This window comes from Paenibacillus sp. 01T431, assembly GCF_056398625.1.
In genome coordinates this window covers 284,259-298,356 of record NZ_JBFTPT010000011.1, presented here as the reverse complement: position 1 = coordinate 298,356, position 14,098 = coordinate 284,259, and the positions used below count along the sequence as shown (strand labels likewise).

General features: G+C 46.8%; 15 protein-coding genes. 10 read left to right on the top strand and 5 right to left on the bottom strand.

Features of this window, described 5'->3' with window-relative positions; genetic code table 11:
• Positions 1-20: 20 nt before the first annotated feature.
• The 3 genes from AC1DM9_RS21175 (at position 21) to trhA (ending at position 1,915) form a co-directional block, all read left to right on the top strand.
• Positions 21-224, top strand: coding sequence for a hypothetical protein (locus AC1DM9_RS21175; protein WP_179089865.1), 204 nt, complete (start codon positions 21-23; stop codon positions 222-224).
• Positions 225-498: 274 nt separating this feature from the next.
• Complete coding sequence (locus tag AC1DM9_RS21170) at positions 499-1,194, top strand: lipase family protein (RefSeq protein WP_477512765.1); 696 nt, start codon at positions 499-501, stop codon at positions 1,192-1,194.
• A 73-nt stretch (positions 1,195-1,267) separates the two neighbouring features.
• Positions 1,268-1,915 carry a PAQR family membrane homeostasis protein TrhA gene (gene trhA / locus AC1DM9_RS21165; RefSeq protein WP_477512766.1) on the top strand — a complete coding sequence of 216 codons (648 nt, stop codon included), beginning with the start codon at positions 1,268-1,270 and terminating at the stop codon, positions 1,913-1,915.
• 100 nt (positions 1,916-2,015) lie between these two features.
• On the opposite strand, the gene AC1DM9_RS21160 is transcribed toward trhA, so the two are convergent.
• On the bottom strand, positions 2,016-2,831 hold the full coding sequence (locus tag AC1DM9_RS21160) for a lipase family protein (protein ID WP_477582006.1): 816 nt from the start codon (positions 2,829-2,831) through the stop codon (positions 2,016-2,018).
• Between the two features lie 150 nt (positions 2,832-2,981).
• Here AC1DM9_RS21160 and AC1DM9_RS21155 point away from each other — a divergent pair, with 150 nt between their 5' ends.
• A complete protein-coding gene (locus AC1DM9_RS21155; RefSeq protein ID WP_477582004.1) occupies positions 2,982-3,950 on the top strand; it encodes a Gfo/Idh/MocA family protein in 969 nt (322 codons plus the stop codon).
• A 71-nt stretch (positions 3,951-4,021) separates the two neighbouring features.
• Here AC1DM9_RS21155 and AC1DM9_RS21150 read toward each other — a convergent pair whose 3' ends face one another.
• Positions 4,022-5,212: a magnesium transporter CorA family protein gene (locus AC1DM9_RS21150; RefSeq protein WP_441877422.1), complete on the bottom strand. Its 1,191-nt coding sequence runs from the start codon at positions 5,210-5,212 to the stop codon at positions 4,022-4,024.
• 193 nt (positions 5,213-5,405) lie between these two features.
• Here AC1DM9_RS21150 and AC1DM9_RS21145 point away from each other — a divergent pair, with 193 nt between their 5' ends.
• Positions 5,406-5,960, top strand: coding sequence for a hypothetical protein (locus tag AC1DM9_RS21145; RefSeq protein WP_477512769.1), 555 nt, complete (start codon positions 5,406-5,408; stop codon positions 5,958-5,960).
• A gap of 150 nt (positions 5,961-6,110) precedes the next feature.
• On the opposite strand, the gene AC1DM9_RS21140 is transcribed toward AC1DM9_RS21145, so the two are convergent.
• Both AC1DM9_RS21140 and AC1DM9_RS21135 read right to left on the bottom strand, forming a co-directional pair.
• Positions 6,111-7,340 carry an NAD(P)/FAD-dependent oxidoreductase gene (locus tag AC1DM9_RS21140; protein ID WP_477582002.1) on the bottom strand — a complete coding sequence of 410 codons (1,230 nt, stop codon included), beginning with the start codon at positions 7,338-7,340 and terminating at the stop codon, positions 6,111-6,113.
• A 101-nt stretch (positions 7,341-7,441) separates the two neighbouring features.
• The gene (locus AC1DM9_RS21135; RefSeq protein ID WP_477512771.1) at positions 7,442-8,311 is read right to left on the bottom strand and encodes an AraC family ligand binding domain-containing protein; all 870 of its coding nucleotides are present in this window, start codon (positions 8,309-8,311) and stop codon (positions 7,442-7,444) included.
• A 205-nt stretch (positions 8,312-8,516) separates the two neighbouring features.
• On the opposite strand from AC1DM9_RS21135, the gene AC1DM9_RS21130 reads away from it, so the two are divergent.
• From AC1DM9_RS21130 to AC1DM9_RS21115, 4 genes are all read left to right on the top strand, one after another.
• A complete protein-coding gene (locus AC1DM9_RS21130) occupies positions 8,517-9,689 on the top strand; it encodes a galactokinase (protein ID WP_477527947.1) in 1,173 nt (390 codons plus the stop codon).
• A 43-nt stretch (positions 9,690-9,732) separates the two neighbouring features.
• Positions 9,733-10,719 carry a UDP-glucose 4-epimerase GalE gene (gene galE, locus AC1DM9_RS21125; RefSeq protein WP_441877407.1) on the top strand — a complete coding sequence of 329 codons (987 nt, stop codon included), beginning with the start codon at positions 9,733-9,735 and terminating at the stop codon, positions 10,717-10,719.
• Between the two features lie 33 nt (positions 10,720-10,752).
• Positions 10,753-12,342 carry a UDP-glucose--hexose-1-phosphate uridylyltransferase gene (locus tag AC1DM9_RS21120; RefSeq protein ID WP_477512773.1) on the top strand — a complete coding sequence of 530 codons (1,590 nt, stop codon included), beginning with the start codon at positions 10,753-10,755 and terminating at the stop codon, positions 12,340-12,342.
• A 221-nt stretch (positions 12,343-12,563) separates the two neighbouring features.
• Positions 12,564-13,016, top strand: coding sequence for a hypothetical protein (locus AC1DM9_RS21115; protein ID WP_076269650.1), 453 nt, complete (start codon positions 12,564-12,566; stop codon positions 13,014-13,016).
• A gap of 115 nt (positions 13,017-13,131) precedes the next feature.
• On the opposite strand, the gene AC1DM9_RS21110 is transcribed toward AC1DM9_RS21115, so the two are convergent.
• Positions 13,132-13,359, bottom strand: a complete 228-nt coding sequence (locus AC1DM9_RS21110; RefSeq protein WP_076269651.1) for a DUF1128 domain-containing protein — start codon at positions 13,357-13,359, stop codon at positions 13,132-13,134.
• Between the two features lie 128 nt (positions 13,360-13,487).
• Here AC1DM9_RS21110 and yyaC point away from each other — a divergent pair, with 128 nt between their 5' ends.
• Positions 13,488-14,090: a spore protease YyaC gene (gene yyaC, locus AC1DM9_RS21105; protein WP_477582000.1), complete on the top strand. Its 603-nt coding sequence runs from the start codon at positions 13,488-13,490 to the stop codon at positions 14,088-14,090.
• Positions 14,091-14,098 lie beyond the last annotated feature (8 nt).

Here is a 14,098-nt window from a genome sequence, read left to right as displayed (position 1 = left end):
GCATGAAACGAGGTGAACCTATGTCTACAATTGAACAAAACGAATCCCAAGAGGAGCCTAAGAAGCTGACTCAAGCGGAGAAAGCGAAGCAATTGCTCGCTCAGAAGAAACAAGCGAAAGCTGGAGGAGCTCCAGGCCAATCGCATCTTTCTACGGGGACGCAGGCACTGAAGAGCCAGAACACGAAGAAAGTTAACAATCAGCGTAAAAAAATGGGTGTATAGCTGTCGGTTCCAACTTTTTTTTGAAATGCAGAAATAGCAACAATGAAGGACGCCAGCTGGTAACAGCTAGGCGTTTTTCTTATATAATAATATAAGAAGCAGGTTAGTCAGCTTGGAGGTTCACGGGGTTCTTGCCTAAATTTACGGAAATTACAACAAAAGGCAAGAATGAATCAATCGACTATCCCGCATAATGAATATACACGGATGAATTAGTAAAAATAATAAAACATGAAAATGAATAACGTTTAAGTTAATTACGGAGGGATTCGTTATGACGGCGACCAAACCATCACGAATGAGTATTTATTTGCTTGCCGGTGTCGCAACATCCAATAGCATATTTACGGAATGCAAGGTTAAGCTGGAACAAATGTTTCAATCCGATGGTGTCGAACCAGCTATCCACGTCATATTTCCTTATGGCGATGCCAGTCGCAGCTTGGTTAGACAAGTGCTAGAGGTGAAAAGCGACTTGTCCAACCGTTTAACGGCTGGTCGGATCGGCGGACAACATGCGCTGGAGAAAATCAAACAAACGATGAGCAGCGAGCGTTTATTGTTGATTGGACACAGCGGCGGCGGTGCCGCTGCTTATCAAGCGGCAAAAATGCTTTATGAGCAGGATCAAATCGAGGATTTTCGAATCGTGCAGGTCGGATCACCAAGAACGCCGATCGAGCCAAAGCTTCAGGAGCGCGTTAGTTATTTTCATTCCATCGACAGCTTAGGCAAGCTTAATGACCCGATTAGCCGAATTGGGACTTGGGGCGGATGGAGCATAAGCAAATATGCGATGCCAAGGTGGAATCGCATGAAGTACGCGCCAGGCTATGTTGAAGGAATTCCTACTGTGGGCGGACATGCGGATTATTTTCGCCATACGGAGGATTTTAGCGACCAGGAGGCCATTTGCAATCTAGATAAAACAGTGGACCGCGTGCGGGGTTGGTTGAAAGGGTGGGTCTGATCCTATACACTAAGGTGAGAGTAAGCAGCAGCTTCTAGAGTGAGATGCTTACGACTTAGGAGGTGAAGGACCCATGGCCAATACACATACGTACACAAAGAAAGAAGAAATTGCGAATGCCGTCACACATGGGATTGGGGCTGCACTCAGCATTGCGGCACTCGTCGTGTTGATCGTATTCGCGGCAACGAGGGGAACGGCCTTTCATGTTGTCAGCTTTACTATATATGGATCAGCCATGCTGCTGCTGTATGCGGCCTCTACGCTCGTGCACAGCTTTCCCGAGGGAAAAGCGAAGCGGGTATTTGAATCACTTGATCATTCGTTTATTTACGTCTTTATAGCAGGAACTTATACTCCGATATTGTTCCATATCGTGCAAGGTACGCTTGGCTGGGTACTGTTTGGGATCGTTTGGGGAGCGGCATTAATCGGTGTAGCGTTTAAGGCTTTTTTTGCATCACGATTTTTATTCACATCAACGATCATTTACATCGCAATGGGATGGATTATCGTATTTGCTTGGAAGCCGCTCACAACGCATCTAGCTCCAGGAGGGGTGCAGCTGCTCGTAACAGGGGGTTTGCTGTACACATTCGGAACGATATTTTATATGTGGCGTGCCTTTCCTTACCATCACGCCGTATGGCATTTGTTTGTACTTGGCGGTTCAATTGTCCATTTCTTCGCTATACTGCTATATGTTCTCCCAGCGAAATGACAAAGATTATTTGGACATAGAGAAGCAAATCTTACTCGCATGAAGCAAGCGGTGCGGGAGATGAGATTTGCTTTTTTTGTTTTTTTGCAGCAGCTCGGAATTAAACTTCAATTGCTGGGCACCAGCCTGGCGGCTCCGCGCAAATGGCCAGGGCAAAGGCAGGATCTTCTTGGGCAAGATCAGCGAAGTAGTTTGATAATATATGGTTTCCTGAGACAGAGCCCATACGGAACGAACGTTTCACCTCACCCTTTGCGTGCATATAGTAGTAAGTTTGTTTAGTCTTTGGCGATTGGTAAACAAGCGTAGGCAGATGGGGGACGATATCAAATTCGTTTTGAAAACGCCAATGGGTACCAATGGATGCGTTATAGCTGCTTGCAAACTTCGGATCTCCGACTCGAGGTGCTCCATACGTATATACAATGGGATCTATAAATGAGGTGTTGTTCGCAAGGTCGAGGGCAGCAAGGGTTGCAAGTGCTCCCCCAAGGCTGTGTCCTGTTATAAACAGCGGTCTGCCCTGTGGAAGCTGATTTATGATTTCAATGATTTGAGTACGTGCTGACATATAGATGTCAGTAAACCCCTTGTGCGTTAGACCGGCATTTTTGACTGGGCGGTAAGTCGTTTGCTGGGCAATGAAATCAGATACCCAATCCACTGCAGAGTTGCTGCCGCGAAAAGCGAGCACGGATGCACCTTCAGATGTTAAAACAAAACCGAATCGTTCATCGCTGTCGTCATATGCTCTAGCCGTAAATTCACTTACTAAGCTGTAGGTTCTAGGTACAAGAAATAATCCGTCCTTGTTATTGTATTGCATGTACGTTTGTCCGCAAACCGCAGCCAAAAACAAAGCCGTTCGATAATCGAGATCCTGCGTGGCTAACGTACCTCTCGTATTTGCTGTCATACCATCCCTCCGCTCATACAACTCCGGTTCTCCCGATGTTTGTAATATATGATCAGCCCTGCAGATGGGTACCAGCGGAAAAAAATGGACTTCATAAGGCAGCTACAAGTATAATCGGGGAATAACGCGATTATGAAAGGGGATTCATAAATGACTCTTCAAATAGGTATTGCAGGTACAGGATGGTTTGGCATGATGCACGCGGAGAAGCTCGCTAAGCTTGCCGGCATCAAGGTAACTGCTTTCTTAGCAACTAGCCAGCAAAAAGCAGATGCAGCAGCACAGCGCTTTGAGGGTGCACGCGGTTATGATTCTATACATCGCATGCTGGATGATCGTAAGCTTGATGCGGTATATATTTGTGTACCGCCATTTGCGCATGGCGAGATTGAATCTGCATTGCTTGAAAGAAGCATTCCCTTTCTTGTAGAGAAGCCGCTTGGAGTGGACGAGCAGCTGCCGTCTGAGATTTTGAAAGGAATCGAAGAGAAAAAGCTGATTACATCGGCTGGCTATCATTTCCGTTATATGGATGGAACCGACCGTGCAAGAGAGCTGCTGCGCGAGCGCACAACATTAATGGCGCTTGGCTATTGGATGGGCTCCATGCCGGGGGTAAGCTGGTGGCGCAAGATGGAAGGATCAGGCGGTCAATTCGTAGAGCAGACAACACATATTGTGGATCTGCTAAGGTATACGGTTGGTGAAGTAAGTGAGGTTTACGCAGCTTACGGCAATCGATATATGAGCGGTGTTGAAGAAGGTGTGACGGTTCCTGATGTAGGCACAGTTACACTGAAGCTAGTGGGTGGTGCAGTTGCTACAATTAGCAATACTTGCGCTATCCCAGCTGGAGATCGTTCCGGACTGCATATTTATACGAACAAAGGCGTGCTGGAGCTTGGCCATAGCGGATTGATCGACACGGAGGCTGGCCGCAGAACAGAGTATGCTAACCAAACGGATCCCTATGAGTTGGAAAATGAGGCTTTTCTTTATGCGATCCGAACCGGGGATGTTTCCCGCATTCGCTCCAGTTATGCGGATGCAGTAAGAACACATCAAGTGACCATTGCTGCTAATGAATCTGCTCGTACTGGATTGCCAGTTAAGCTTTAGAATATGATGTAAAAAACCGTCCATGAAGGTCATTGACCCTAGTGGACGGTTTTAATATGGGCTGACTATCATTATTGGCTTCGTTTTCTTTGGGAACGCGTTTGAGCTTGAGGGGGTTCACTTGAAGCATTCGCAGAGGCTTTCTGCGAACGGCTGCTCTTCGAACGCTTGGAACGTTTTGCCTGAGAGGAAGAATCAGTAGTAACAATCTCCTTCGGATTGCGTCCATTTAACAAGTCGCCAGTCCAGCCTTTCTTCCAAAGCCATAAATACATGAAAATCGTAACGAATAAAATAAATACGTTCATCGCTGTAAAGCTCCACTTATTATCTTTAAATGGCAGGATCTCGAAGTTAACGCCCCATATACCGCCTATAATCGTAGCAGGCAGGAACAAGACAGTAAATATCGTGAGCGTCTTCATAATATCGTTGCCGCGAAAGTTTGAGATGGCATCGTCCATTGAGATCAAGGTATCTATTTCCAGTGCGTAATGCTTCAGAAGCGCTTCGATTCTCTCCAGCTTATGCGTAATGCGCTTAAAGCTGTCCGTCTCGGTGAGTTCATCCATGAAAGCTTCCTGTGCAGCACTATGAACTTCTCTAATCGGAATGAAAAGATGACTCCAATGAAGCAAATCGTAACGCCTCTCAAAAATAGTATCGATAAGGCCGGTACGATTCTCATTGCGCATCGTCGTTTCAAGCTCTCCGAGTCTTTTTTCAAAACCATCAAGACCAGCATGGAACGTTTCCAAAATAATGCTCAGCATAATAAATAACGCTTCAGGAGCCGATTCACAGCTCTCGAACTTTAGGTTATGGTCAATGGACTGAAGTCGGAGCGGAATGCGCATGTCATCATGCATCGTCAGCAGCCGGTCTTCTGTCAGCCAGAAGTGAAAAGGTTGAATATCCGATTGGTCGTCCGACACTTGGAACATAACAGTGCCATATAGCAGCTTCTGCGAATGCGTCGCACCGCCAACGGATATATTGTTTGTTCTTCTGCCTGCGCATTCATCAATCCATGACGCACATTCCGGAAATAGCTGCTTGAGCTCATCTCTCTGCTGCTGAGCCGCTTCCTGTTCCTGTTTGGTAATGGCTTTAATGGTCTTTTGTCCTTCGCTTGAAGAAACGGTTTGCCTTTGTGCACCTTTCCTGCTGGGCAAGGGCTCATTCCTTACGGTTTGCTGCCTCGCTTGCTGCAGTACATGCCATTCCCATCCTGCGGGATAGCGAAGCATCCGATGAATCATCGCTCTGCCTCCTGCTTGTCCGATTTTCCAATATCTATTCCTCCATCATACCGCGAACTTCAATGATGCACAACCTGATCATTTGATAACACAAAACCTTCGTTATTTCATGTCAAATTTCAACATAATACGACTTAATCCGCCATAAGAAGGGCATACCAAGATTAGTATGCAACATAAGGAGGATAAGGCAATGGCAAAAAAAATAGGCATATTTGAAACGGAGCAGCAAGTCATAACGGCTATTGAACAGCTGGAGCAAGCGGGCTTCGTTCAAGGCGAGCTAAAAGTCATAGCGAAAGATTCTGAGCATTCTAGGCGCGTAGAAGCAGAGAGCGATGTCCATGTGGACGAGCTTAGAGAGCTCGAAGATATACCTGACCGTCAAGGTTTAGGTAGTCTTGGCATGGCTGCTGCTGCTGGGTTTGCAGGAGCTGGCATGAATGCTGTTTATGGCATGACAGGTTACGGGACAGCGCCTTATGCTGCCGGAGGTTTTCCTTTTGCAGCGGCAATTCTGCTTGGCGATGACGATCACAGTGGAACGCTGCAGTCGCTTGGTCTTGAAAATGAAGAAGTTCGATTGTGCAGTGATGCTCTGCAAAGCGGTTCATTAATCGTTATTGTTGAAACTCTGGAAAGCAAATCGTTGTTTGACAAGGATGGCGGTCCGGATTTGTCACGGCTGGGGGCGGCAGAAGCTGTTTTTCGCGCCTGCAATGCCTCTAGCGTTATTGCTGGCGAATAGCTGCTGGTTACATCAGAAAGATAAATATAAAGAAGTCTCACTTATCGCGCAGAAGCCATTTTTGCCGATAGGTGAGGCTTTTTAATTATGTATATAAGCCGTCCGACGGACGGCAGCCGCAATGAAAAGTTGTATCATTTATGTTGTTGATTATACATTTGCTAAGGATTTGCGATCCAGCTTTACGATTTCAGTTAAGGGATGCTCTTCGCCGATAATAAGATCACGCAGCAAATGGGATGCAAGCATGCTGTATACGGTACCGTTGCCGCCATAACCTAAGCAATAATAAACATTTTTCCAAGCGGGATCAGCACCTATAAAGGGCAAGCCGTCACGCGATTCGCCGAAGGTGGCGCACCATTCATAGGCAATGGGAGCTTGCAGCTCGGGAAATAAAGCCTTTAGCTGGCTGTGCAGCTTATCGCTGTGTTTCCTAAGTTCTTTATCGCTGTGAGTGGGCTTTTCAGTATGCTCATCCAAGCCGCCGACAACGACGCGGCCGTCAATAGTCGTTCGCATATACAAATAGGGACGGGCAGTTTCCCATACGAGAAAGCGTTCATGCCAGCTTTGAAGACTTGGCTGAACTTCAGTGACAAGTGCAAAGGAGCGATTCAGCTCAGCTTTGATCAGCTTGCCGCGAAGCTCTTCAGGCTCATACCCTACAGCATAAACAACATGATCTGCTTCAATCTCATAACCGTCAGCGGTTTTTAGAAGATGGAGGCCGCTTGGCAGCGTTTCATGTGCTACGACATCGGTTTGCTCATAAATCTCAAGCCCAGCTTCAGCAGCATCGTTTGCTACACCGTTTACGAACTGATAAGGATTTACCTCTGCGTCGCCGTGTGCAACGATCGCACCTGGCTTCTGAAACGGAAAATGTTTGGCGATGTCGCTCGGGGACCAGAATTCGACTTCAAGTCCACAAGCCTTTAAAGCCTCATATTCCCTTTTGAGTTTAGGAAGCTCCTGCTCCGAAGAGGCATAATACAGGCTGTTTCTTCTAATCAATCCTACATCGATAGAAAGGGAGTCAGCTGTTTTTTCGAGCATTTGGACTGCATCTCTACACGCTTTATAGAAGATTTGGGCATCCCGCTCCCCGATTTGGTCGATGAGGTCACAAAGCATAATATCGTTGCAAAATTGCAGGAGGCCTGTATTGGCTGAGGTGCTTCCGCCGGCTACCTGTCCCCGTTCAAGCATAATGGTGGAAAGGCCGCTTTTATTGAAAACAGAAGAACAGATCGTACCTGACATCCCGCCTCCTATAACAGCCACTTGTGTTTTTTTGTTTTGCCGCAAGGGCGCATACACCTTGGGATTGTTTAATGTAACCGGCCAATATAAGTTACCGGTGTGCAGCTCTTTCATAGATCATCACTCCCTACGATAGTATTACCCGAATTTACGAATATGAAGCGATCGGGAGCTGATACTAACAAGAGGATGGATATTCAGCTGAACGGCGCTGCTTAGTCACCTAAATTCCGCATCGCCATGCGGTATGCTGTAGGAGATTGGCCATGAAGCCGGCGGAATTGTTTGGAGAAGTACAGAGCATCCTGTAGACCGACTGATGCGGAAATTTGTTCGATGGTCAGCTCTGGCCGTTCCCTCAGCATGCGGCGTGCTTTATCGATTCGGAGCTTGAGCAGGAAAGTAACGGGAGATACGCCAATGCGCTGCTTGAACAAACGGGACAAGTACGCTCTATTGTAGCCAAGCGATTCCGCCATTTGTTCAATGGAGACCGGATGGGCATACTGCGTTGATAAGTAATGGATGACTTGTTGAAGCAAATGATCGCCTTCTGCTTGGGAGGTACGGATTTCATTGCCGTTCTGGCTATTGAGCGCGCTTTTGTACTCGGCAAGGAGCAAATGCAAATAACCTACGGCTCTCATATCAGACGCAGCGCCTCCCCGCCTAAAGGTATCATAGATTTGACGAAACAATGCAGCGGCTCGCCGCTTATCTGGCGTAAACACTACCTGCTGCTCGGCTGTTAAGCCAGCGGTTGCAACAAGATCGGCGGACAATGTTCCATGAAATGCGACCCAGCGATATTTCCATGGCGTGTCACCGTCAGATTCATAACTGATTAATTGTTCCGGCTCAATTAAGAACGTATGCCCTGCACGAAGCTCATGCTTAACCTCATCACAAATAAAGATGCCCTTTCCTTCCAGTACGATGTGCATCAAATAGAAGTCATAAACCTTGGGACCAAGCCGGTGGTACGGCTTCGTTTGGCTCTCGCCAGCAAACAATACATTGAGTGGGGAGTTTTTGCCATCACTGATAACGGGATTGGAGGCTACGGTATACATATCCTGCTGCATTTTACTTTACACCTGCTTTACAGTGGAATGCGAAGATAAACAATTGTAGAGTTTATAATATCATAGCATGTCCGATGTTTATGCGAGAAGTCACATTAATCCATATAAAAAGCACTTGCCGCCATTTAGTTTTACTGCTGCTTCCCGTATACTAAAGTTGTTATCCAAACATACAAAATCGATATAAAAAGGAACGTGATAGCAAATGGCAAACATTGAAGCGCTAACACAGCAGTTCATACAACAATACGGCGGAGACGCAAGCGACATCGCTGTATTTCATGCTCCAGGCCGCGTAAACTTGATCGGTGAGCATACAGATTACAACGGCGGCTACGTATTCCCAGCTGCACTAACTTTCGGAACGACGCTTCTTATCCGCAAACGCCCAGATCATCATCTTGGTCTAGCGACAACAAACTTCCCAGCGTCAAAAAGCTTCTCGCTCGACACGATTGTGTATGACGAGGCTGACGACTGGATGAACTATCCTAAAGGAATTGTTCATGAGCTTTTGCAAGCAGGCGTGAAATTTTCCAGCGGCTACGACTTGCTGTATCATGGCGAAATTCCAAATGGTGCTGGACTTTCCTCCTCTGCATCCATTGAGGTCGTAACAGCTTTTGCACTGCAAACTCTTGAGGGACTTCCAACTGATAAAGTGAAAATCGCATTGCTGTCACAAAAATCCGAAAACGAGTTTAATGGCGTGCAATGCGGCATCATGGACCAATTCGCGGTTGCAAACGGCAAAAAGGACCATGCCATCCTGCTCATGTGCGATACGCTTGAATATGATCTCATTCCATTTGATTCCGGCAGCTATAAGCTGGTAATAGGCAATACGAACAAACGCCGCGGCTTGGTTGACTCCGCTTATAATGAGCGCCGCGCACAATGCGAGCAGGCGGTACAGGATCTTAAAGCAGCATTCCCTGAGCTTACGCTTCTTGGACAGATTAATCTGGAGCAATTTAACTCTGCAAAACATCTGATCAAGGATGAAACAGTTCGCAAACGCGCACAGCATGTGGTAGAAGAAATCGACCGTGTACTGCAATCAATCAAAGCATTGAAAGCAAACGATCTTGCGCAGTTTGGACAATTAATGAACGGCTCACACGATTCGCTGCGCGATCTTTACGAAGTAACGGGTGCTGAGCTGGATGCCATGGTTGCGGCTGCTCGCCTCGTACCAGGCGTACTAGGTTCGCGTATGACGGGCGCAGGCTTCGGCGGATGTACGGTTTCGCTCGTTCACGAAGACAGCGTTGAAGCGTTCCAAGCAGAGGTAGGCCGCAAGTATAATGAAGCAACAGGCTTAACTGCTGACTTCTATGTATGCACAATCGGAAATGGCGTAGAGCGCCTAGTATAAATAGCATGATCATGCGACACCAAATGGAGAGGGGAAATGAATCATGGCAGTATTAGTAACTGGAGGGGCTGGCTACATCGGCTCGCATGCAGTAGCGGCATTGCAGGAACGCGGCGAGGAAATCGTTATCGTCGACAACTTGCAGCAGGGTCACCGCAAGGCTTTGCTTGGAGGCAAGCTGTATGAGGGTGATCTTCGCGATGCAGCTTTCATGGATACCGTCTTTAAGGAAAATGAAATCGATGCAGTGATCCATTTTGCAGCGAATTCGCTTGTTGGCGAAAGCATGAAGGATCCGGGCAAATATTATCACAATAACGTATTTGGTACGCTTTGCCTGCTTGAGAAAATGAATGAATACAATGTTCGTAAAATCGTATTCTCTTCGACAGCTGCTACTTACGGCGAACCGGAGAACGTGCCGATCGACGAGTACGATCGCACGCTTCCGACGAATGCTTATGGCGAAACGAAGCTTGCGATGGAAAAAATGATGAAATGGTTCGATGTTGCTCATAACATCAAATTTGTTTCGCTTCGTTACTTCAATGCGGCGGGCGCTCATGAGAGCGGGAAAATCGGCGAGGACCATAGCCCGGAAACCCATTTGATTCCTATCGTGCTCCAAGCAGCGCTTGGTCAACGTCCTCATATTTCGGTATTTGGAGAAGACTATGAGACGCCAGACGGTACGTGTGTCCGTGATTACATTCATGTAAGCGACCTTGCCGATGCCCATGTGCTTGCAGTGGATCGTCTTCGCAGCGGAGCTGAAAGCTCTGTATACAATTTAGGCAACGGAACAGGCTTTTCTGTCAAACAAGTTATTGAAATTGCGCGCACAGTGACTGGCAAAGAAATCCCTGCTGTGTTCGAAGCTCGCCGTGCGGGCGACCCTGCTATTCTCGTAGCTTCATCAGATCGTGCTCGCAAGGAGCTGGGCTGGAATCCGAAGCGGGATAAGCTTGAAGACATTATCAAAAGCGCTTGGAGCTGGCATGAAGCGAATCCAAATGGATACAACGACTAGGATTGACGCTTAAAGGAAAGGAGCTGCATCACCTTGGAAACCAAACAACAAGCAACATCAGCAAACGATGCGCTGATTCTTATAGAACGCTTGCTGCAATTTGGATTGCAGCGCAATCTGCTGAACGATCAGCTTGATACGCATGCAGCGAGAAACGAACTGCTTGATCTCTTTCACTTTACTGAGCCTTTTGAAGGCCAAGTGCCGGAGGAGCGACTCGAAAGCGCAGTACCGCTTCTGGAGCCGCTGCTTGACTATGGTTACGCAATCGGACTCATTCCAGATAATACGACGACATATCGCGATTTGCTTGATGCTCGCATTATGGGCTTCTTGCTGCCGCGTCCTTCTGAAGCCAGCGCTGCATTTCAGCGTTTGGCGAAGGAGCAGGGGCTAAAAGCAGCTACGGACGCATTCTACAACCTGAGCATCGATTCGAACTACATTCGGATGGACCGCATTCGCAAAAACCTTTATTGGCTGCACGAGACAGAATTCGGAAATCTTGAGATTACGATTAATCTCTCGAAGCCCGAGAAAGATCCGAAGGAGATTGCGCTGCTCAAAACGATGCCGCAGGCGAAATATCCGAAGTGCTTGCTCTGCGTAGAAAACGTTGGCTATGCTGGCCGTCCTGATCATCCGGCTCGTCAAAACCTGCGTGTCCTGCCGCTCACGCTGCAAGAAGAGCAGTGGTATCTGCAATATTCACCGTATGTTTATTACAATGAGCACAGCATCATTTTCAAAGGCGCACATGAGCCGATGGTTATTTCGCATTCTTCATTCGCGAGACTGCTCGACTTCGTGGAATTGTTTCCGCATTATTTCATTGGCTCGAACGCTGATTTGCCGATAGTCGGCGGATCGATTCTAAGCCATGATCATTTCCAAGGCGGCCGCCATGTGTTTCCGATGGAAGCTGCATCAACAGATACGCTGTTTACTGACCCTAAGCTGCCAGGCTTGCGCTTTGGCATCGTGAACTGGCCGATGTCAGTCGTTCGGGTTAACGGGACGTCCAAAGCGGATGTTCATCGTGCAGCTTGCCATATTCTCGTTGAATGGCGTAATTATAGCGATGAGGCTGTAGATGTGCTGGCATTTACGAAGCAGGCCGATGGTACAAATACTCCGCATAACACGATTACGCCTATTGCACGTCTACGGGACAATGGCGAGTATGAGATTGATCTAGTGCTTCGCAACAATCGCACGAGCGAAGAGCATCCGGACGGTATTTTCCATCCGCATCAGCATTTGCATCATGTGAAGAAAGAAAATATCGGCTTGATCGAAGTCATGGGACTTGCAGTACTGCCAGGACGCTTGAAGGATGAACTGGAGCAAATTGCAGCTTATTTGTCAGGGGCATCAGCTGCTGTTCCAGAAGAGCTTCATGCGGACTCTCATCCGCTCCATAAGCATGCGGAGTGGCTGCTAGCTCTAATCGATCGTTTTGGATCTTCAAATACTGCTGAACAAGCGAAAAAAATCGTTGAAGCTGAAACGGGCAGCAAGTTTCTAGAGGTGTTGAAGGACGCAGGCGTATACAAGCGCACAGCTGATGGCGCCGCAGCCTTTGAACGTTTCTTAACGTCTATAGGGCTCCAAAGAGCATAAAATAATAAAACCTCTATCCACGCGGGTCACTTGCGATTGGATGGAGGTTTTTTGCTATCAAGCTTAAAAATGAAGCAATTTATATAATGTTTTATAATCATGCATTGTGAAATTATATTAATTTGTAAAGTGACAAAATTTATGGTATTTTTTATAGAATAAACAAACCTTTTTGAATTATATTTTTATTTCTCTATAAACTATTTATCGGAGGGGTCAAGATGTCCGAAAAAATGCTGCCGTTGGACGACTTTTTGCAGCTTAGCACTGATGAGCAAGTGGAAAAATTAAAGCGTTGGAAGATGGATTACACGCTTAAAGACATTCGGGAAGCTTGGAACTTCAAGCATTCCGCGCAATATTATATGCTGCTGAAGAAGCTTCGGATTTACGAAAGAGTTGTTAATAAATCAGATAAGTTTTATCCCGTCCAAGAGCAGCTCATAACGAGAACGAATGCTGGCGGAGAGCGCGGCTGGTCCGGGCAGTCTGCTTTCGCGGAGCGCAAGCTTCCGTCGGATAGCTTCGATTACCATTTAAATACGACGCTAAGCGGACCTGCACTTGCAGACAAGCTGGAGCGAATCGCACATTTTCTAAAAGGCGAGCACAAGGAAGTATCGATAAAGCTGTCTATAGAAGCTGCGGAAATAGAAGTGGAAGAGCTGGAGTAAATACTGAATGAACAATAACAAGAACCGAGTTCGGCGAAGTTGCCTGGCTCGGTTCTTCTTTTGTAGAAAAATGAAAATAAATGTCTGATACTGGAATATTATGTTTGTAAATAGTTTATTGCAAACGCAGCTTTCCAAGCTCGGAAACGAGCGCTTCTACCTCGCTGATGCTGAATTTCTCTTTTGAAGCGACTACTTCGTACAGATCTTTTATATCCTCATATTTATTGAGATCAAAGTTAGATGCCTGCATCGCTGCAGCGGAAGCCATTTTCAGCTTTGTTTTGATAACTTCAATCATAAACGCTACATTTTCTTGCGTTTGTAAGTTTAAATTCGTCATGGAGTGCCTCCTAAAGTTTTTGCGAGCCGAATTCGGCTGCGGAAATGGGCTTGTTCGAACGTTTTGCAATGCTGCAATTGTAACATGTTTCAAACGAGAATGACCACAAATTGAACAGTATCTTAAAATTGGATACAATTGAACAAGATACGATTGGCAATCGAAGACAGGGCAGGTGCAATACGACGGAACAGCTAACGAGCAGTGAATTGGAGTCCTTTTTTAGTGCCATTGCAAATAAGTATATGAATCGCAGCGGCATTGTATTTGTATGTATAGGCAGTGATCGTTCCACAGGGGACTCTCTTGGTCCATTAGTGGGAACGATGCTTAAGGAGAGAGGTTGGCCGAATGTCATTGGAACATTAGACAAGCCATGTGATGCGCATGCGGTTCAGCAAGCCGCTCAGTCGCTGCATAAAGATGACGTTGTCATTGCCATTGATGCATGCCTTGGCAAACCAACCTCCATCGGCCGTTTTATTTTGCACGAAGGACCGCTTGAGCCAGGAAAGGCAATCGGCCGCAGACTTCCAGCAATTGGGCATTATAGTATTGCAGGCGTAGTAAATGCTAACGGACCCAAGGCTTACTGGATGCTGCAAACGACTTCACTTTACCAAGTGATGCGTATGGCAAGCGAGATCGCGTGCGCGGTAGATTCAGCTTGGGGCCAGCATTCGGATAGCTTGTCATATGTTAATCAAGCATTACAAATTCCATCCGTGTAGAGGAGCAT